The 16,909-nt window shown below is 66.8% G+C and carries 17 protein-coding genes and 1 pseudogene; 12 read left to right on the plus strand and 6 right to left on the minus strand.

Going from position 1 to position 16,909, the window contains the following annotated elements; genetic code table 11:
* Nucleotide 1: 1 nt before the first annotated feature.
* Nucleotides 2–259 carry a DUF2630 family protein gene (locus ACAG21_RS13885; protein WP_370496673.1) on the minus strand — a complete coding sequence of 86 codons (258 nt, stop codon included), beginning with the start codon at nucleotides 257–259 and terminating at the stop codon, nucleotides 2–4.
* A 109-nt stretch (nucleotides 260–368) separates the two neighbouring features.
* Here ACAG21_RS13885 and ACAG21_RS13890 point away from each other — a divergent pair, with 109 nt between their 5' ends.
* Together ACAG21_RS13890 and ACAG21_RS13895 are read left to right on the plus strand one after the other, a co-directional pair.
* Entirely contained in the window at nucleotides 369–1,004 is a 636-nt protein-coding gene (locus tag ACAG21_RS13890; RefSeq protein WP_370496674.1) for a BON domain-containing protein, read from the plus strand.
* 229 nt (nucleotides 1,005–1,233) lie between these two features.
* Entirely contained in the window at nucleotides 1,234–1,518 is a 285-nt protein-coding gene (locus tag ACAG21_RS13895) for a hypothetical protein (protein WP_370496675.1), read from the plus strand.
* Nucleotides 1,519–1,522: 4 nt separating this feature from the next.
* Here ACAG21_RS13895 and ACAG21_RS13900 read toward each other — a convergent pair whose 3' ends face one another.
* Together ACAG21_RS13900 and prrA are read right to left on the minus strand one after the other, a co-directional pair.
* Complete coding sequence (locus ACAG21_RS13900) at nucleotides 1,523–2,863, minus strand: ATP-binding protein (RefSeq protein WP_370496676.1); 1,341 nt, start codon at nucleotides 2,861–2,863, stop codon at nucleotides 1,523–1,525.
* A gap of 22 nt (nucleotides 2,864–2,885) precedes the next feature.
* The gene (gene prrA, locus ACAG21_RS13905) at nucleotides 2,886–3,596 is read right to left on the minus strand and encodes a two-component system response regulator PrrA (RefSeq protein ID WP_090609587.1); all 711 of its coding nucleotides are present in this window, start codon (nucleotides 3,594–3,596) and stop codon (nucleotides 2,886–2,888) included.
* A 253-nt stretch (nucleotides 3,597–3,849) separates the two neighbouring features.
* Here prrA and ACAG21_RS13910 point away from each other — a divergent pair.
* Nucleotides 3,850–4,749: pseudogene (locus tag ACAG21_RS13910) on the plus strand (ATP-binding cassette domain-containing protein); the annotation flags it as partial.
* Nucleotides 4,750–4,758: 9 nt separating this feature from the next.
* Here ACAG21_RS13910 and ACAG21_RS13915 read toward each other — a convergent pair.
* The gene (locus ACAG21_RS13915) at nucleotides 4,759–5,898 is read right to left on the minus strand and encodes an FAD-dependent oxidoreductase (RefSeq protein ID WP_370496677.1); all 1,140 of its coding nucleotides are present in this window, start codon (nucleotides 5,896–5,898) and stop codon (nucleotides 4,759–4,761) included.
* 103 nt (nucleotides 5,899–6,001) lie between these two features.
* Here ACAG21_RS13915 and ACAG21_RS13920 point away from each other — a divergent pair, with 103 nt between their 5' ends.
* A complete protein-coding gene (locus ACAG21_RS13920; protein WP_370496678.1) occupies nucleotides 6,002–6,550 on the plus strand; it encodes a TetR family transcriptional regulator in 549 nt (182 codons plus the stop codon).
* A 13-nt stretch (nucleotides 6,551–6,563) separates the two neighbouring features.
* On the opposite strand, the gene ACAG21_RS13925 is transcribed toward ACAG21_RS13920, so the two are convergent.
* On the minus strand, nucleotides 6,564–8,036 hold the full coding sequence (locus ACAG21_RS13925; protein ID WP_370496679.1) for a carboxyl transferase domain-containing protein: 1,473 nt from the start codon (nucleotides 8,034–8,036) through the stop codon (nucleotides 6,564–6,566).
* Nucleotides 8,037–8,063: 27 nt separating this feature from the next.
* On the opposite strand from ACAG21_RS13925, the gene ACAG21_RS13930 reads away from it, so the two are divergent.
* Entirely contained in the window at nucleotides 8,064–8,795 is a 732-nt protein-coding gene (locus ACAG21_RS13930) for an enoyl-CoA hydratase (RefSeq protein WP_370496680.1), read from the plus strand.
* Nucleotides 8,796–8,800: 5 nt separating this feature from the next.
* On the plus strand, nucleotides 8,801–9,919 hold the full coding sequence (locus ACAG21_RS13935) for an MBL fold metallo-hydrolase (RefSeq protein WP_370496681.1): 1,119 nt from the start codon (nucleotides 8,801–8,803) through the stop codon (nucleotides 9,917–9,919).
* On the opposite strand, the gene mug is transcribed toward ACAG21_RS13935, so the two are convergent.
* Nucleotides 9,897–10,445 carry a G/U mismatch-specific DNA glycosylase gene (gene mug / locus ACAG21_RS13940; RefSeq protein WP_370496682.1) on the minus strand — a complete coding sequence of 183 codons (549 nt, stop codon included), beginning with the start codon at nucleotides 10,443–10,445 and terminating at the stop codon, nucleotides 9,897–9,899. The genes ACAG21_RS13935 and mug overlap by 23 nt on opposite strands.
* 27 nt (nucleotides 10,446–10,472) lie before the next feature.
* Between mug and ACAG21_RS13945 the strand changes: the two genes are divergently transcribed.
* The 6 genes from ACAG21_RS13945 to ACAG21_RS13970 all read left to right on the plus strand — a co-directional run bounded on the left by ACAG21_RS13945 (nucleotide 10,473) and on the right by ACAG21_RS13970 (nucleotide 16,909).
* The gene (locus ACAG21_RS13945) at nucleotides 10,473–12,053 is read left to right on the plus strand and encodes a serine hydrolase (RefSeq protein ID WP_370496683.1); all 1,581 of its coding nucleotides are present in this window, start codon (nucleotides 10,473–10,475) and stop codon (nucleotides 12,051–12,053) included.
* Nucleotides 12,050–14,461 carry a cation-translocating P-type ATPase gene (locus ACAG21_RS13950; protein WP_370496684.1) on the plus strand — a complete coding sequence of 804 codons (2,412 nt, stop codon included), beginning with the start codon at nucleotides 12,050–12,052 and terminating at the stop codon, nucleotides 14,459–14,461. Before ACAG21_RS13945 ends, ACAG21_RS13950 begins: the two co-directional genes overlap by 4 nt.
* A 62-nt stretch (nucleotides 14,462–14,523) precedes the next feature.
* Nucleotides 14,524–14,712, plus strand: coding sequence for an antitoxin (locus ACAG21_RS13955; RefSeq protein ID WP_370496685.1), 189 nt, complete (start codon nucleotides 14,524–14,526; stop codon nucleotides 14,710–14,712).
* A 4-nt stretch (nucleotides 14,713–14,716) separates the two neighbouring features.
* Complete coding sequence (locus ACAG21_RS13960) at nucleotides 14,717–15,190, plus strand: SRPBCC family protein (protein ID WP_370496686.1); 474 nt, start codon at nucleotides 14,717–14,719, stop codon at nucleotides 15,188–15,190.
* On the plus strand, nucleotides 15,171–16,418 hold the full coding sequence (locus tag ACAG21_RS13965; protein WP_370496687.1) for a class I SAM-dependent methyltransferase: 1,248 nt from the start codon (nucleotides 15,171–15,173) through the stop codon (nucleotides 16,416–16,418). Before ACAG21_RS13960 ends, ACAG21_RS13965 begins: the two co-directional genes overlap by 20 nt.
* A 56-nt stretch (nucleotides 16,419–16,474) precedes the next feature.
* Nucleotides 16,475–16,909, plus strand: coding sequence for a hypothetical protein (locus ACAG21_RS13970; RefSeq protein ID WP_370496688.1), 435 nt, complete (start codon nucleotides 16,475–16,477; stop codon nucleotides 16,907–16,909).

Consider the following 16,909-nt stretch of genomic DNA (forward strand, 5'->3'; position numbering starts at 1 on the left):
GCTATCCCAGGTAGCCCTCGACCTGGTCGCCGGGGCGTACCGCGGCTTCACGTGGATCACCGCCGGTTTCGCGCAGCGCGCGCCGCTGTCGTAACAGGTCCCAGCACTGGTCGAGTTCGACCTCGACCCGCCGGAGCCGGTCATGCTCCTCGGACTCACTGATGTCGCGGTGCTGCAGCTGTGCCCTGAGATTCTTTTCCTCGTCGACGAGGTTGCGGATGTGCGCCAGGGTTTCGCTGTCGGTCGGTTTACTGCCCATTGCTCCAGTGTGCCCGACGCAACGAGTGACCACAGGTAGGGCCGGTAGGCTGCAATATCGCCGGCAGGACGGACGCGTCACGGCGCCGGAATGCGGGGAGGGGACAATCGTGGGGCTAGGGGGGCGCTTCGGCCGGCCGGCCGAAACGCCGCGGCGCACCCCGATCTGCTACCGGCGTTCGCTGGGTATGGGCTGGCTGATCGGTGTGGTGGTTATTCCCTTGCTGATAGCCGCGATCGGCTACGCCCCCTCCGGGACCCCCCACCCGCCGCCGGTGGTCGCGTCGCCGGGTAATCCCGGCAAGCCGCCGTTGTCGCTGGCCCCGCTGTCAATTGTCCGCAACGGCAACGACATAACCCTCACCGGCGAATTCCCCGACGATTCGGCGAAAGCCGTGCTGACAAGGGTGCTCAAAGGCGCATTGCCGGCCGGCATCAGCATCATCGACCGAATCCAAATCGATCCGAATGTCGACGCACTCGATTTCTCCAATGCCGGAACGATTTTCAAGAACAGCGCCTCGATCACGGACTTCGGTCTCACCGTCAACGGGGGCACGATCTCCTTGACCGGTACCGCGGCGTCACAAGACCAGAAGAACACGATCGCCCGGGAGGCCACGCACACCTGGTCGAATCTGACTGTCGTCGACCAGCTTGCCGTTGACCGCACGCCGATGGTCGCGCCAAGAAACGCCGGGTCGAAGTCGTATGTGGCCAGGCAGGATCCGGCATGGATTTCCTGATCCAGTGGTTGTGGTACCTACTGGCCTTTGTGGCGGGCTCGGGCCTCGCCTGGCTGATAACGACGGGTATGCGTCGATGAATCACGTGAATTGGTGGCTCTTCGGCGTGTCGTTCGCGATGGGATTGGTGTTGACGCTCGCGTGTCTGGCCCGGCCAGTCACACGTTCAGTGCCACTTGATGTTCCGGTGGATCACCCAGTGATGCCCGATCCTGCAACGACGAGGATTGTGACCGATCCTGCGACGACGAAGATTCCTGCCGTGCAACGGGAATCGCCGACCCGGAAGATCACGGTGCCACCGCCGGCCGGGTACGGGCCCGGCTCCGCGCCGGCCGGCCCGGGTGGCCGTGGACCGGCGGGATGGTTGGTCAAGGCGCGCATCGACACCCGGCTTTACTACACCCCCGACACCGCCGGCTACGACCCGACGACCGCGCAGGTGTGGTTTTCCGACGAGCAATCCGCGTTGCGGGCGGGATTTACGCCGTGGCACAACAACTCCGGCACGTGAGGGTCTAACTGGGGGCGGGCAGGTGCAGTAGCAGCCGCGCACCGCCCAGCGGGCTGTCTTGCAGCGACGCCGTCCCGCCGTGCAGATGGGCCTGCTGCGCCACCAGCGCCAGCCCCAGACCCGAGCCCGAGTGCGAAGCCGTCGACCCGCGTGAGAACCGCTCGAACACCACCTCGCGCTCGCCTTCGGGCACGCCGCTGCCGTTGTCGTCGACGGCGATGTCCACTCCGGCGCGCGAACTGACCGCCGACAGCTGGACCCGGGTGGCGCCGCCGTGTTTGACGGCGTTGGCGATCGCGTTGTCGACCGCCAGGCGCAACCCGGCCGGCATCCCGACGATGATGCAGGTGGGCGAGGGCACCAACGACACATCCAGGCCGGGGTAAACCCTTATCGCGTCGTGGGCGGCACGGTCCAGCAGTTCGGTGATGTCGACCGGCACGTGATCGTCGGAGGTGGACAGTTCACCCTGCGCCAACCGTTCCAGCGCGGTCAGCGTCGCCTCGATGCGCGACTGGGTCCGAATGACGTCGCCGAGCACCTCGTTGCGCTGGTCGTCGGGCATATCGAGGGTCGACAGGACCTCGAGATTGGTGCGCATCGCGGTCAGGGGGGTGCGGAGTTCGTGGGAGGACACGGCCGCGAAATCGCGTGCCGACGAGAGTGCCTCCTTGGTTCGGTTCTGCTCGTCCCAAATACGTTGCAGCATCCCGCGCATGGCTTCGGCGATCTCGACGGCCTCGGTGGCGCCGTACACTTCGACGCGGGGTGCCTCGTCGCCGGCATCGATCGAACGGGTCTGCTGCGCAAGCTGTTTGAACGGTCGCACCGCGAAAGAGGCCAGCAGCCAAGCGAACACCGTCGACGCGAAGATGGCGAAGCCGCAGATGAGCAGCACCCTGCGGTGCAGATTGTTGGTCTCGGCGAGGGTGGCGTCATATGTCGCGCCGACGGCCAGCGAGGTCGGCTCCGGTCCCGGGATCTCCACCGTGCGCACCCGGTAGCGCACGCCGTTCACGTAGGTGTCGGCATAGTCGACGTCGAGGCGGGGCAGCGTCACGTCCGAATTCGACTTCATCAGGGTGCCGCGCCGGATCGTCATGATTGCGTCACGGTCGTTGGGCGAGCGCGGGATTTCGTCCAGGCCGCGCGGCAGGAAGGGGATGGCGAAACCGGCGGCCTCGTCGAGCCGGCGGTCCAGCCGCTCCTTGCGGTCGTTGGTGATGCCGACCCAAACCACGGCACCGACGATCAATACCGGAATCGCGGCACCGATGGCCGTCGCCAGCACTACCCGGGTCCGCAGCGAGGGTGTTCGGGCCAACATCCGCGACAGGAAATTCATGGCTGTGCTGCCTACCGCGTCGTCACTGCATTCGCAGTACGAACCCAACCCCACGGACGGTGTGCAGCAACCTGGGACCGCCGTTGGCCTCCAGCTTGCGGCGCAGATAACCGATGAAGACGTCGACGACGTTGGTGTCGGCGGCGAAGTCATAACCCCACACCAGCTCCAGCAGCTGCGCGCGGGACAGCACGGCGGTTTTGTGCTCGGCCAGCACGGCCAGCAGGTCGAACTCACGCTTGGTCAGGTCGACGTCGACGCCGTTGACGCGAGCCCGCCGGCCCGGAATGTCGACTTCCAGCGGGCCGACCGTGATGGTTTCCGACGAGGTCGACGCGACGGCACCGCGGCGGCGCAGCAGCGCTTTCACCCGCGCGACCAGCTCGGCCAGCACGAATGGCTTGACGAGGTAGTCGTCGGCGCCTGCCTCCAGGCCCGCGACGCGGTCGTCGACCGAGCTGCGGGCGGAGAGCACGCAGACCGGGACGTCGTTGTCCATCGCTCGCAGCGCGGTGACGACGCTGACCCCGTCCAGCACGGGCATGTTGATATCCAGCACGATCGCGTCCGGGCGGGTCTCGGTGGCGCTGCGCAAGGCCTCGGCCCCGTCCACGGCGGTGGACACTTCGAAGCCGGAAAGCCGCAGGCCACGCTCTAGCGAGGCGAGCACATCGGAGTCGTCGTCGACGACCAAGACGCGCGGTGAGCTGACACCAGAGTCCATACCGCCCATTTTGCCGGATTGTTGTCGTGGACGGGTCATCGGGGAGTGGCCCGCTGCCCAAATGGTTACGCTTTCGAGTCTGCGCCGCGACTAGCGATCGCTACCGCCATGTCATGATCGAATCCAGGTGGCAGCCCAGGACATTGGTGTCTTGGGCGGTGTTGTTATTGCGGGCCTTCGATTTCGGTGCCACTGCGCGTAACGGAACTCCAGAGACGGAATCGTTGTGACTGAGGCCATGCGCCCACCGGATGCACCTGCGTTCCTGCCGTCGATGGCCCAGGAAGCGATGGCGGCATCGGGCCGCGTCGCCGAAATCTTCGATGCACCGGGCGATATCGCCGGCGAACCCAGCTCCCAGCCGGGCCGGGCCGGCCGTCTCGAGCTGCACGACGTGGGTTTTCGGGTGCCCGACCCGGTTGCGGGTGACAAATGGTTGCTTCGCCATGTCACGCTGGTTGTCGAACCCGGCGAGACGGTGGCCCTGGTCGGTGCACGGGGCGTGGGGAAGTCGCTCCTGACAGCGCTGCTGTCTCGACTCTATGACGCCGCGGAGGGGCGGATACTGTTGGACGGCAGGGATATTCGCGACATGTCGCTGCCGTCACTGCGCCGCGCGGTATGTACGGCATTTGAGGACCCGACGGTGTTTTCGATGTCGGTGGCCGAGAACCTTCGGATCGACCGGCCGGACGCCACCGACGCGGAATTGTCCGCGGCGATCGACATCGCCGCGGCGCGGTTCGTCTACGACCTGCCGTTCGGTATCGATACCCGCGTCGGCGAACAGGGCATGCGGCTCTCCGGCGGCCAGCGCCAGCGCTTGTGCCTGGCCCGGGCGATTGTCGCCACGCCCAAACTGCTGGTGATCGACGAGGCCCGGCCCGGCCTCGGCGCCCATACCGGGACCGAGCACACCGCGGCGCTGCGGGTGGCCCTGAAGGGGGCTACCGGCATCGTCGTCGCGCGCCGGCTGTCCACCATGCTGCTCGCGGATCGGGTGGCCTTCGTGGACGAGGCCGCGTCGGGGCCCACGATCACCCATGTCGGCAGGCACGCAGAGCTTTTCGCTCGAGTACCGCGATACCGCCAGCTGTTGACCGACCGTCGCAGACCCGTCGGCGACGCGACCGACCGGACCGCCATAGACTTCGAGATCTAAACCGCCAGATCAACCGTGCCGCAGGCCGCTCAACTGCAACGCCAGTTGTCGTCGCACAGCGGGAAACTGCGCGGCCAGGCGCATTGCGGAATTACGGACAGGCCGTATCGGCCGCGGCAGCGTCGAGATCCGGGTGAGGCGACCCGTCAATTTCAGGACCTGCTTCCCCCGATGGCGCTGAGCCGTGCAATAGCGGTCCAACACCGCATCCGATCCGCCCGAGAGGGCTTCGGAGAGTGCTGCAGCCAGTGAAATACTATCGGCGATACCAAGATTCATCCCTTGACCACCGGCAGGGCTGTGGACGTGGGCGGCATCGCCGGCGAGTAGTACGCGACCTGCCCGGTAACTGTCCGCGACGCGATGGTGAATCCGGAACCGGGTCCCCCACAGTAGCTCTGTGACCACCGTCCGACCCGGCCCGAAACCCCGGGTATCCAACAGCGACTGCACGAACTGCGATGACGGCGCCTGAGGTGCTTCCGCAGTGGGGGCCACGACGCGAAAGATGTTGTCGGGCAGAGGGGCTAACACAGTCAAGCCGCCCTTGGCGTAGAACAGGACGACCTCGTCGCGAGGCGCCTCGCCGGACACGCGGACATCGGCAAGCGTGAACGATTCGGCGAATTCGCCACCGGTAAAGCCAATTCCGGCTTGTTCGCGCACCGTGCTGTGCATACCGTCGGCGCCGACGATATAGGTGGCCCGAATGCCGTCGCCATCCTCGAACGTGGCCGTGACACCGTTTGCATCCTGGATGACGCGGCTCAGGACCTTGGGTCGGATCACGCCGGCGCCCAGTTCGTGCAGTCGCTCCAGCAATAACCGCTCGGTTTCGGCCTGCGAGAGCATCAGGGTGTAGGGATGCGCGGTCGGCAACTCGGTGAAGTCGACCGGAATCAATATGCGCCGCCCCTGCCGGATGGTGAAACGCGGCGCGATCAGCCCCGCTTTGACCATTCGCCGCGCCACATCGAGTTCTTCGAGCACCTCGAGGGTGCGGGCATTGACCGCGGCGGCGCGCGAGGTGTTCTGTCCTTGGGCCTGCTTGTCGACTACGACGGTTCGGATCCCGCGGGCGACCAGTGCGGCGGCGAGCGTGAGGCCGGTGGGTCCGGCGCCAATGACCAGGACATCGGTGTCGTTCATGGTTGCGGCTCCTCTTCGGCAAACTAGTCAACGCTTGTTGGCATTTCCCATGCTTGCCCGCCGTGCTGCCTTTGTCAACAGCTGTTGGCCTACAGTTGTTGACATGAGGCGATCGTCGGAACAAACCAAGGCGGCGATCCTGGCCGCGGCCCGGGAGCGGTTCGGGTCGGCCGGCTTCCAGGGGGCGACGATCCGGAGGATCGCCGCCGATGCCGGGGTGGATCCGGCGATGGTGATGCGTTACTACGGCAGCAAAGACAACCTGTTCGCGGCCGCGGCCGAGTTCGATCTACAGTTCCCGGATGCCGCAGCGATGGACCGCGCGCAGCTAGGACGGTCGCTGGTCCGGCACTTTCTCGAACGCTGGGACGATGGCGCGTTGGTGATCCTGTTGCGGTCCAGTGCCACCAACGACGAAGCGGCGCAGCGCATGCAGGAGATATTTCGCAGCCAAATCCAGCCGCTGGCAGCATCGTTGGTACCCGAAAATGAATCCGGCCTGCGGGCTGGGCTGGTTGCCAGCCAAATTCTGGGTATGGCGTTGTGCCGCTTCGTATTACGGATTCCGCCCGTTGTCGACATGACCCGCGACGAGATTGTTGACTGGCTCGGCCCGACGATCCAGCGCTATTTGGGGTTACCGGAGAACTGACGACCCAAGTGGCTCAGGGCAATCCGATGCCGCGGTAGCGACGCAGCCGCTGAGCGATCCGTTCGTCGCCGGGGATGTCGCGCAGCGCGTGCACCTCTGCGGCAATCGCACCTGAGAGTCGCTGGGCGAACTCGAGCGGCTCGTCGGCGGCGTCAGGATTCTCGGGCACGATGGCGTCGACGATCCCGGCCCGCAACAGGTCTGCCGACCGAATACCTTGGGCCGCAGCAAGTTCCGGCGCATGCTCGGTGTCGCGGAAGACGATCGCGCTGGCGCCCTCGGGCGGCAGCGGGGCCAGCCAGCCGTGCAGCGCGGCCAGGACCCGGTCGGCCGGCACCATCGCCAGCGCCGGCCCGCCGCTGCCCTGGCCCAGCAGGACCGACACCGTCGGGGTGTCCAGCGTCACCAGCTCGGCCACGCATTGGGCGATCTGACCGGCCAGCCCACCCTGCTCGGCTTCGGCCGACAGCGCGGGTCCGGCGGTGTCGATCACCAGCACCAGCGGCAGCCGCAGCTCGGCGGCCAGCGCCATGCCACGACGGGCCTCCCGCAACGACGCGGGCCCCACCAGCCCACCGGTGAGGCGCTGCTGGCCGAGGACCACCGCGGGCTGGCCGGCGAATCGGGCCAGCGCCAACAGGGTGGTCGCCGCCTCGCCGATGCCGGTACCAGACAGCAGCACCAGGTCGGTGGCGCCGTGGCGCAGCAGATGCCCGACACCCGGCCGGTCCGGTCGTCGTGACGCGACCACCGAATCCCAGGCCGGCACATCGGGTATCGATTCGCCGGGTGCCGCGGGCGCCAGCGGCTCGGGAGCGTCGGCGATGACGGTCAGCGCGCGATCCACCGTCCGGCGCAGCTCGTCGATCGCGACGACGCCGTCGATCACCCCGTGCCGCTGCAGGTTCTCCGCGGTCTGGATGCCCTTCGGGAACGGCTCGCCGTAGAGCTGCTCGTAGACCCGCGGCCCGAGGAACCCGACCAGCGCGCCCGGTTCGGCGACGGTGATATGGCCCAGCGATCCCCAGGACGCGAACACCCCGCCGGTGGTCGGGTTACGCAGGTAGACCAGGTAGGGCAGATGTGCTCGTTTGTGCAGCCGGACGGCCGCGGCGATCTTGACCATCTGCAGGAACGCCACGGTGCCCTCCTGCATGCGGGTGCCACCGGAGCTCGGCGAGGCCAGCAGCGGGAGCCGCTCGGCCGTGGCCCGCTGCACGGCGGTGGTGATCCGTTCGGCCGCCGCGACCCCGATCGAACCGCCGAGGAAGCTGAACTCGCACACCACGACCGCCACGCGGCGCCCGTGTATTCGTCCCTCGCCGGTGAGAACCGCCTCGTCCAGGCCGGTGGCGGCCCGGGCGTCGGCGAGCTCGCGCGCGTAGGCCTCGCTGATCGGTATCTGTAGCGGATCGCTGTCCCAGCTCACAAATGAGCCCTCGTCCAGCACCGCATCCTGCAGTTGTTCGGTCGTGATGCGACTCACGCAGCCAGGCTATATAGGCTGGCGCCCATGATCGGTATCACGCAGGTCGAAGCCGTAATGACCATCGAGTTGCAGCGTCCGGAGCGTCGCAATGCCCTGAACTCTCAGCTCGTCGACGAGCTCCGCGAGGCCGTGCTGAAGGCCGGTGACGGATCCATCCGGGCGATCGTGCTGACCGGCCAGGGCACGGTGTTCTGTGCCGGCGCGGACCTGTCCGGCGATGCGTTTGCGGCCGATTACCCGGACCGGCTGATCGAGCTGCACAAGGCCCTGGACGCCGCCCCCATCCCGGTGATCGGCGCGATCAACGGCCCGGCCATCGGCGCGGGCCTGCAGCTGGCCATGCAATGCGATCTGCGAGTCGTCGCTCCGGACGCGTTCTTTCAGTTCCCGACGTCGAAATACGGCCTGGCCCTGGATAACTGGAGCATCCGGCGGCTGTCGTCGCTGGTCGGTCACGGCCGGGCCCGGGCGATGCTGCTGACGGCGGAGAAGCTGACCGCCGAGACCGCGCTGCAGACCGGGATGGCCAACCGGATCGGGACGCTGGCAGACGCCCAGGCCTGGGGCGCCGAGATCAGCGGGCTGGCCCCGCTGGCGATTCAGCACGCTAAGCGGGTACTCAACGACGACGGTTCGATCGAGGAGGCCTGGCCGGTGCACAAAGAGCTGTTCGACAAGGCCTGGGGCAGCCAGGACGTGATCGAAGCGCAAGTCGCCAGGGTGGAGAAGCGACCGCCGAGGTTCCAGGGCGCCTGACGGTCATGATGCCCGCAGCACTTCGCCTGGCCGCCGGCACGGTCTCACTCGCCGCCGGCGGGTGGATGTTGCGCGCGCTGCAGGGGGCGCCGGCCGCGCTGGGCGCCGACCCGTCGTCGATCCGGGACGTGACGAAGCACTCGCCCAACGTGCACGACGGCGTCTTCGTCAACCTCGACCCCGCCTCCAACGCCAGCTTGGACCGCGAGCAGTTTGCCCTGATCGCGTGGGAGTTCGTGGGGCGGCGTGGCCGCAGTCGCCCGCCGGGGCCGATCCCGCTGGGTGCGCCGGGGACGTTCGACGCCGACCCGGGCCGATTGGCCGTCAGTTGGCTGGGCCACTCGACCACCCTGCTGGAGATCGACGGCTACCGGGTGCTGACCGATCCGGTGTGGAGTCATCGCTGCTCGCCGTCGGACGTGATCGGACCCGAGCGCCTGCATCCGCCGCCGGTGGAGCTCGAAGCGCTGCCCGCCGTCGATGCCGTGGTGATCAGCCATGACCACTACGACCACCTCGACATCGACACCGTCATGGCGTTGGCCCGTACCCAGCGGGCGCCGTTCTTCGTCCCGCTCGGTGTGGGTGCACACCTGCGCGCGTGGGGCATACCCGGGCATCGCATCGTCGAACTCGACTGGAATGAAAGCGGTCAGGTCGATGAGCTGACCCTGAGTTGCCTTCCGGCACGGCACTTTTCGGGTCGCTTCCTGGACCGCAACACCACGCTGTGGGCATCCTGGGGAATCGTCGGTCCCAGCCACCGCGCCTATTTCGGCGGGGATACCGGATACACGAAAAGCTTCGAGCAGATCGGGGCCGAGTACGGACCGTTCGACCTGACGCTGTTGCCCATCGGCGCCTACAACCCGGGGTGGCCCGACATTCACATGAATCCCGAAGAGGCGGCGCGGGCCCACGTCGATCTCACGGCCGGCGGGTCCGGTCTGTTGGTGCCGATCCACTGGGGCACCTTCCGGCTGGCGCCACACCCGTGGGCGGAGCCGGTCGAGCGGATGCTGGCGGCCGCCGAAGCCGCCGAAGTCGCGGTGGCTGTGCCGGCCCCCGGGCAACGGCTGGATCCGTCCGGCCCGCTGCGATTCAACCCATGGTGGCGGTTCTAGAGCTATCCGTTAGCGCGCAACGCAATTCGGTGTATGCGCGAGTCAGATCGTCGAGGGTGAACCCTCGGTTGAGACCGCTGGGGTTAGGCAATACCCATGCCATGGCGCCGGCGAATCCGGGAGCATGGCGGCCCCACGGGATTCTGGGTACGCCGGTCATCGCCGCCAGGGCACGCTTTCCGAGAAAGCCGATCGCGCGTGGCGCGTAACGTCGCATCTTCGCTTCGAACTCGGCTCGGGCGCGCCGGAATTCCTCGGTCGATACATCGCCGGCCCGTCGAGTCGGTCGAGCAACGACCGCGGTGATGCCGCAACCGTAGTCGAGCAATCGGCGCTCATCCTCGGGCCGCAAGCGCGTATCGGTGAATCCGGCCAGATGCAAAACGGGCCAGAACCGGTTGCTGCGATTCGAGAAATTGTGCCCGTCGGCGGCAGCCGTCGCTGCCGGGTTCATGCCGCAGAAGACGACGTCGAGACCCGGGGCGAGGATGTCCGATTCGTATTGCATCATGGTTGATACTTCCATCGGGCGAGCACGCTAAAGTCTGCGGGCATGACCAAACGCGCGGTGATCGCCGCTGTCGTGGTGTTGTTGTCGCTGGTCGGATGCGGCTCAGGTCATCCCATATCGAGCCCGCTCTCGACGTTGTCCGAAGCGCCCCCCAACGAAATGTCGGGCCTGGACATTCCCGCCGGCCGCATCGACGCGGCGATCGCGAAGGTCGACGGCCTGGTCGGCGACCTGATGCGCAGCACTGGGATCCCCGGCATGTCGGTTGCGATTGTCCGAGGCGGAAAGACGTTGTACGCCAAGGGATTCGGAGTTAAGGACGCGACCAGAGGCGACGACCAAGACAACAAGGTCGACGCCGACACGGTCTTCCAGTTGGCATCGGTGTCGAAATCGTTGGGTGCGACGGTGGTGGCACATGAAGTGGCCACCAATGTCGTCACCTGGGACACGCCGGTGGTGTCCAAGCTGGGATGGTTTGCGCTGTCGGATCCCTACGTCACCAGCCATGTGACCGTCGCCGACCTGTACTCGCACCGCTCCGGGCTGCCCGATCACGCCGGCGACAAGCTGGAGGATCTCGGGTATGACCGCCGGCAAGTGCTGGAGCGTCTGAAGCATTTGCCGCTGGCTCCTTTTCGAACTACCTATGCCTACACCAACTTTGGATTGACGGCAGCTGCCGAGGCGGTAGCGGCCGCCGCGGGTAAATCCTGGGAGGACCTGTCCGACGAGGTGCTCTACCGCCCCCTGGGTATGGCGTCGACGAGTTCGAAGTACGCCGATTTTCTCGCCCGGCCCAACCGGGCGGTGCTGCACGTCAAGGTGGGCGACAAGTGGGAGCCACGCTTCCAGCGTGACCCCGACGCACAGACGCCGGCGGGCGGGGTGAGTTCGTCGATCAACGACATGGCGCGCTGGCTGACAATGGTGATGGCCAACGGAACGTACAACGGGCAGCAGATCACCTCGCCCGAAGCCCTGCTGCCCGCGATCACGCCGCAAATCGTTTCCTCGCCCGCCTCATCGCCGAAAGCCAGGGCCGGGACCTACGGTCACGGTTTCAACGCGTCGGTGACCTCGTCGGGACGCACCGAATACAGCCACTCCGGTGCCTTCGCATCGGGCGCGGCGACCAACTTCGTCGCGATGCCATCGGAGGATGTCGGCATCATCGCGTTGACCAACGGTGCGCCCTACGGCATCCCGGAAGCGCTGACCGCCCAATTCATGGACCTCGTGCAGTACGGCCAAATTCGGGAGGATTGGCCGGCGCTTTACAACCACGCCATCGGTTGGATGAACAACGCCGAGGGCTCGCTGGTCGGCAAGCAGGCCCCTACCAACCCCGCGCCGGCCCGGCCGCTCACCGACTACCTCGGCGTCTACGCCAGCGACTACTGGGGCCCGGCCGTCGTGACCCAGAACAACGGGCAACTCCTGCTCGCGCTAGGGCCGAAGAATCGGACCTTTGGACTCACACACTGGGACGGTGACACCTTCACCTTTTCGATCACCGATGAAAACGCCCCGCCCGGAACGATTTCCAAGGCTGTGTTTTCGCCGAACACCCTGAACCTGGAGTACTACGACTCCGACAAGCTGGGAACGTTCACCCGATGAACCGCGGGCTAACCGATGCAGAGGTGGCGCAGCGGGTAGCCGACGGTCACAGCAACGCGGTTCCGGCACGTGCGGCCCGCAGCACCGCGGACATCGTCCGGGCCAACGTCTTCACCCGCATCAACGCGATCCTGGGCGTGCTGTTGGCGATTGTGCTCGCGACGGGTTCGGTCATCAACGGGCTCTTCGGCCTGCTGATCATCGCCAACAGCGTCATCGGCATTGTTCAGGAGATCCGGGCCAAACAGACACTGGACGCCCTCGCGATCGTCGGTCAGGCAAAACCCTTGGTGCGCAGGCAATCCGGGACCGAGATACTGCTGCCCGGCGCGGTGGTGCTCGACGACGTCATCGAGCTCGGTCCCGGAGATCAGATCGTCGTCGACGGCGAGGTGCTCGAGCAAGACAACCTGGAGGTCGACGAATCACTGCTGACCGGCGAGGCGGACCCGATCGACAAGCACGTCGGCGACGCCGTCATGTCGGGGAGTTTCGTCGTCGCCGGCACGGGTGCCTATCGCGCCACCAAGGTCGGCCCGGCGGCCTACGCCGCCAAGCTCGCCGACGAGGCAAGCAAGTTCACCCTGGTGAAATCCGAGCTGCGCAACGGCATTAACCGGATTCTGCAGTTCATCACCTATCTGTTGGTGCCGGCCGGTCTGCTGACGATCTACACGCAGCTGTTCACCACCACCCATGTGGGCTGGCGGCAGTCAGTGCTGCGCACGGTCGGCGCGCTGGTGCCGATGGTGCCCGAGGGTTTGGTGCTGATGACCTCGATCGCGTTCGCGGTCGGCGTCATCAGGCTCGGGCAACGTCGTTGCCTGGTACAGGAATTGCCCGCGATCGAGGGATTGGCCCGGGTCGACGTGGTGTGCGCCGACAAGACCGGCACGCTGACCGAGAGCGGCATGCGGGTCTGCGACGTCGTCGAACTCACCGGCAACGAGGCCATTTCCGACGCGCTGGCCGCGCTGGCCGCGGCCGACTCCCGCCCCAATGCCAGCATGCGGGCGATCGCGGCGACCTTTGACCGGTCACCCGGCTGGATCACCACCGCGACAGCACCTTTCAAGTCGTCCACCAAATGGAGCGGCGTGTCCTTCGCCGACCACGGCAACTGGGTGATCGGCGCGCCCGACGTATTGCTCGATCCGGCTTCGGCCGCTGCCGCACAGGCCGAACGGATCGGCGCTCAGGGATTTCGGGTACTGCTGCTCGGCGCCGCCGATGTCGGCGTGGACCACCCGGACGCACCGGGTCAGGTCACGCCGGTCGCGTTGGTGGTGCTCGAGCAGAAGATCCGCCCGGATGCCCGCGAAACGGTGGAGTACTTTGCCGCCCAAAATGTTTCGGTGAAGGTGATTTCCGGTGACAACGCGGTCTCGGTCGGCGCTGTCGCGGCCAAGCTCGGCCTGCACGGCGAGGCTATGGATGCCCGTCAATTGCCCACGGAGCCTGGCGAATTGGCTGACACGCTGGACGCCTATACCACCTTCGGCCGGGTGCGGCCCGATCAGAAACGGGCCATCGTGCACGCCTTGCAAGCGCACGGGCACACCGTGGCGATGACCGGCGACGGCGTCAACGACGTGCTGGCGCTCAAGGATGCCGACATCGGTGTGGCGATGGGCGCCGGAAGCCCGGCGTCGCGCGCGGTGGCGCAGATCGTGTTGCTGGACAACAAGTTCGCGACGCTGCCATACGTCGTCGGCGAAGGCCGACGGGTGATCGGCAACATCGAGCGGGTCGCCAACCTGTTTCTGACGAAAACCGTGTACTCGGTGCTGCTGGCGCTGTTCGTGGGGATCGAATGTCTGCTGGCGAAACCACTCGGGGCCGATCCGCTGCTCTACCCGTTTCAGCCGATCCACGTCACGATCGCTGCCTGGTTCACGATCGGGATCCCGTCGTTCATCCTGTCGCTGGCTCCCAACAACGAGCGCGCCCATCCCGGCTTCGTCAGGCGCGTGCTGACCTCGGCGTTGCCGTCGGGATTGATCGTCGGCACCGCGACTTTCGTCTCCTACCTGGTGGCCTACCACGGCCGGCACGCCACCTTCACCGAACAGGACCAGGCGTCGACCGCCGCGCTGATCACGCTGCTGGTGACCGCGCTCTGGGTGCTGGCGGTGGTGGCGCGTCCCTACCAGTGGTGGCGGGTCGCGTTGATCACTGCCTGCGGCCTGGCGTACGTCGCGATCTTCAGCATCCCGCTGGCACAGCAGAAGTTTCTGCTCGACCCGTCGAATCCGGCCGTGACGTCGACCGCGCTGGGCATCGGGGCTTTGGGCGCCGCGGCGATCGAGGCGGCGTGGTGGATCCGGGCCAGAATGCTCAACATCGAGCCCCGGTTGTGGCGGACTGCCGGCGAGGCCGATGGCGCCCGGGCGGACTTCGGCCAGTAGGGTTTTACCAGCAAAGCAGGATCCCCGGGCGGCCCCGGGGAGCAGCGGGGAAGGGACAGCGGATGGGATTCCTGGACAAGGCCAAGGACCTGCTGGCGCAGAACGCCGACAAGGTCGAGACCGCCATCGACAAGGCCGGTGAGTTCGTCGACGACAAGACCGGGGGCAAGTACTCCGACACCATCCACAAGGTGGCCGACGAGGCGAAGAAGGCCGCGGGGTCTGCGGCTCAGGGCGACCAGCAGAACTAGACATATGGCGAAGCTTTCCGGATCCATCGACGTACCCCTTTCGCCCGAACAGGCCTGGACGCACGCGTCTGACCTGTCCCGCTACCAGGACTGGCTGAGCATCCACCGGGTGTGGCGCAGCAAGCTGCCCGACGACCTGCAAAAGGGCACGATCATCGAATCGATCGTCGAGGTCAAGGGCATGCTCAACCGGATCAAGTGGACGATCGTGCACTACAAGCCGCCCGAGGCCATGACACTCAACGGCGACGGTGTCGGAGGCGTCAAGGTCAAGCTGATGGCGAAGGTCAAGCCCAAGGACGATGGCTCGGTCGTCAGCTTCGACGTGCACCTCGGTGGCCCCGCGCTGTTCGGCCCGATCGGCATGATCGTCGCCGCCGCGCTGAGAAGCGACATCGACGAATCGCTGGAAAGATTCGTCACTGTGTTCACCGCTCCCGATCCCGGCCGCAACGGACATGGCGGCGCCGGCCGCTGACCGTCTGGCGGATCTGCTGGCAACCACCGTCGGTGTCGAGCTGCCGGTAAGGCTGCGAGCCTGGGACGGCAGCGAGGCCGGCCCCCTAAACGACCCGGACGGCCCGGTCGTGGTGGTCCGTTCCCGTCGTGCATTGCGCCGATTGCTGTGGCGCCCAGGCGAACTCGGCTTGGCACGCGCGTATGTGACCGGCGATATCGATGTCGAGGGTGACCTGGCCGACGGCCTGCGGCGCGCCTGGCGCCAAGCGCGCGAGCGCGCGAGCGTCTCGATCTCGCCGCGGGCCGCGATGGTGGCGGCCCTGCGCGCGGCGCGGCTCGGGGCGCTCGGACCGCCGCCGAGAACCCCGGCCAGCGAGGCGCGGCTGTCCGGGCGACTGCACAGCCGACGGCGCGACCGGGCGGTGATCGCCCATCACTACGACCTGTCCAACGACTTCTACCGCCTGCTGCTCGACGACCACATGGCTTACTCGTCGGCGTATTTCACCGATGCGGGCCAATCGCTGCACGACGCCCAAACCGCGAAGCTGGATCTGATCTGTCGCAAGCTCGGGCTCGAACCGGGCATGCGCCTGCTGGACGTGGGATGCGGCTGGGGATCGCTGATCCTGTACGCGGCACAGCGCTACGGCGTACGCGCCACCGGTATCACGCTGTCGGACCGGCAGCGTGAGTTCATCGTGGCCCGCGCCGCCGAGCGCGGTCTGGATGAGGTCATCGAGGTTCGGCTGCAGGATTACCGCGACTTCGGCAACGACCCGCAATGGGCGGGTGTTTTCGACGCCGTCGGTTCCATCGAGATGGGTGAACACGTCGGCGAACAGTGGTATCCCGCCTACGTGCGGATCCTGGGCTGGGCGTTGCGACCCGGTGGCCGGCTGTTGCTGCAACAGATGTCGCGGCGGGCCGACGCGGCGCCGGGCGGGGGAGCGTTCATCGAGGCTTACGTCGCAGCCGACATGCACATGCGACCGCTGTGGCAGACGTTGCGCTACCTGCAGGACGGTGATTTCGAGATCGCGTCTGTTGAGGCGATGCGTGAGCATTACGCCCGCACCGCGCAGTGCTGGATCGAGACGCTGGACGAGCGCTTCGACGAATTCGTGGCCCTGGTGGGGGAAGAAGTCGCCCGCGTGTGGCGACTGTATCTGGCCGGCGGCATGCTGGCCTTCGAGGAAGGCCGGATGGGTGTGGACCAGATCCTTGCCGTCAAACCAACGGCCTGACGATCCCGAGCGTGGCGGGCGGGCACTGCGTCCAGCGCCCTATTAAGGTCGCACCCATGACCCGCCGCCTGCGTCCTGGATGGCTGGTGGCGTTGTTTGCCCTGGTCATTTCGGCCAGTGCCTGGATGCCGTGGCTGACGACGTCGGTGGGTGGCGGCGGCTGGGCGAGCGCGATCGGGGGCAGACACGGCAGCCTGCAGCTTCCGCCCGGATTCGGCGCGGGCCAGCTGATTGTGCTGCTGTCCTCGGCCTTGCTGGTGGCCGGGGCCATGGTGGCCCGCGGCCTGTCGATGCGGATTGCTTCAATTGCCGCGCTGGTGATTTCGCTGCTCATCGTCGCGCTGGTGGTGTGGTACTACAAACTCAACGTCAACCCGCCGGTATCCGCGGAGTACGGGCTCTATGTCGGCGGGATCGCCGCGCTGGGCGCGGTCGTCTGCTCGGTCGCGTCGCTGATCGCCGCCGTCGTAGCCGGCCGCGCCCGGCGGTGA

Source organism: Mycobacterium sp. pR1184 (assembly GCF_041287235.1).
Lineage (GTDB): Bacteria > Actinomycetota > Actinomycetes > Mycobacteriales > Mycobacteriaceae > Mycobacterium.

Excerpts from the sequence above, each read along its gene's own strand:
- ACAG21_RS13885 (WP_370496673.1), bottom strand. The coding sequence starts at position 259 with ATGGGCAGTAAACCGACCGACAGCGAAACCCTGGCGCACATCCGCAAC.
- ACAG21_RS13900 (WP_370496676.1), bottom strand. The coding sequence starts at position 2,863 with ATGAATTTCCTGTCGCGGATGTTGGCCCGAACACCCTCGCTGCGGACC.
- prrA (WP_090609587.1), bottom strand. The coding sequence starts at position 3,596 with ATGGGCGGTATGGACTCTGGTGTCAGCTCACCGCGCGTCTTGGTCGTC.
- ACAG21_RS13915 (WP_370496677.1), bottom strand. The coding sequence starts at position 5,898 with ATGAACGACACCGATGTCCTGGTCATTGGCGCCGGACCCACCGGCCTC.
- ACAG21_RS13920 (WP_370496678.1), top strand. The coding sequence starts at position 6,002 with ATGAGGCGATCGTCGGAACAAACCAAGGCGGCGATCCTGGCCGCGGCC.
- ACAG21_RS13930 (WP_370496680.1), top strand. The coding sequence starts at position 8,064 with ATGATCGGTATCACGCAGGTCGAAGCCGTAATGACCATCGAGTTGCAG.
- ACAG21_RS13935 (WP_370496681.1), top strand. The coding sequence starts at position 8,801 with ATGATGCCCGCAGCACTTCGCCTGGCCGCCGGCACGGTCTCACTCGCC.
- mug (WP_370496682.1), bottom strand. The coding sequence starts at position 10,445 with ATGGAAGTATCAACCATGATGCAATACGAATCGGACATCCTCGCCCCG.
- ACAG21_RS13945 (WP_370496683.1), top strand. The coding sequence starts at position 10,473 with ATGACCAAACGCGCGGTGATCGCCGCTGTCGTGGTGTTGTTGTCGCTG.
- ACAG21_RS13950 (WP_370496684.1), top strand. The coding sequence starts at position 12,050 with ATGAACCGCGGGCTAACCGATGCAGAGGTGGCGCAGCGGGTAGCCGAC.
- ACAG21_RS13955 (WP_370496685.1), top strand. The coding sequence starts at position 14,524 with ATGGGATTCCTGGACAAGGCCAAGGACCTGCTGGCGCAGAACGCCGAC.
- ACAG21_RS13960 (WP_370496686.1), top strand. The coding sequence starts at position 14,717 with ATGGCGAAGCTTTCCGGATCCATCGACGTACCCCTTTCGCCCGAACAG.
- ACAG21_RS13965 (WP_370496687.1), top strand. The coding sequence starts at position 15,171 with ATGGCGGCGCCGGCCGCTGACCGTCTGGCGGATCTGCTGGCAACCACC.
- ACAG21_RS13970 (WP_370496688.1), top strand. The coding sequence starts at position 16,475 with ATGACCCGCCGCCTGCGTCCTGGATGGCTGGTGGCGTTGTTTGCCCTG.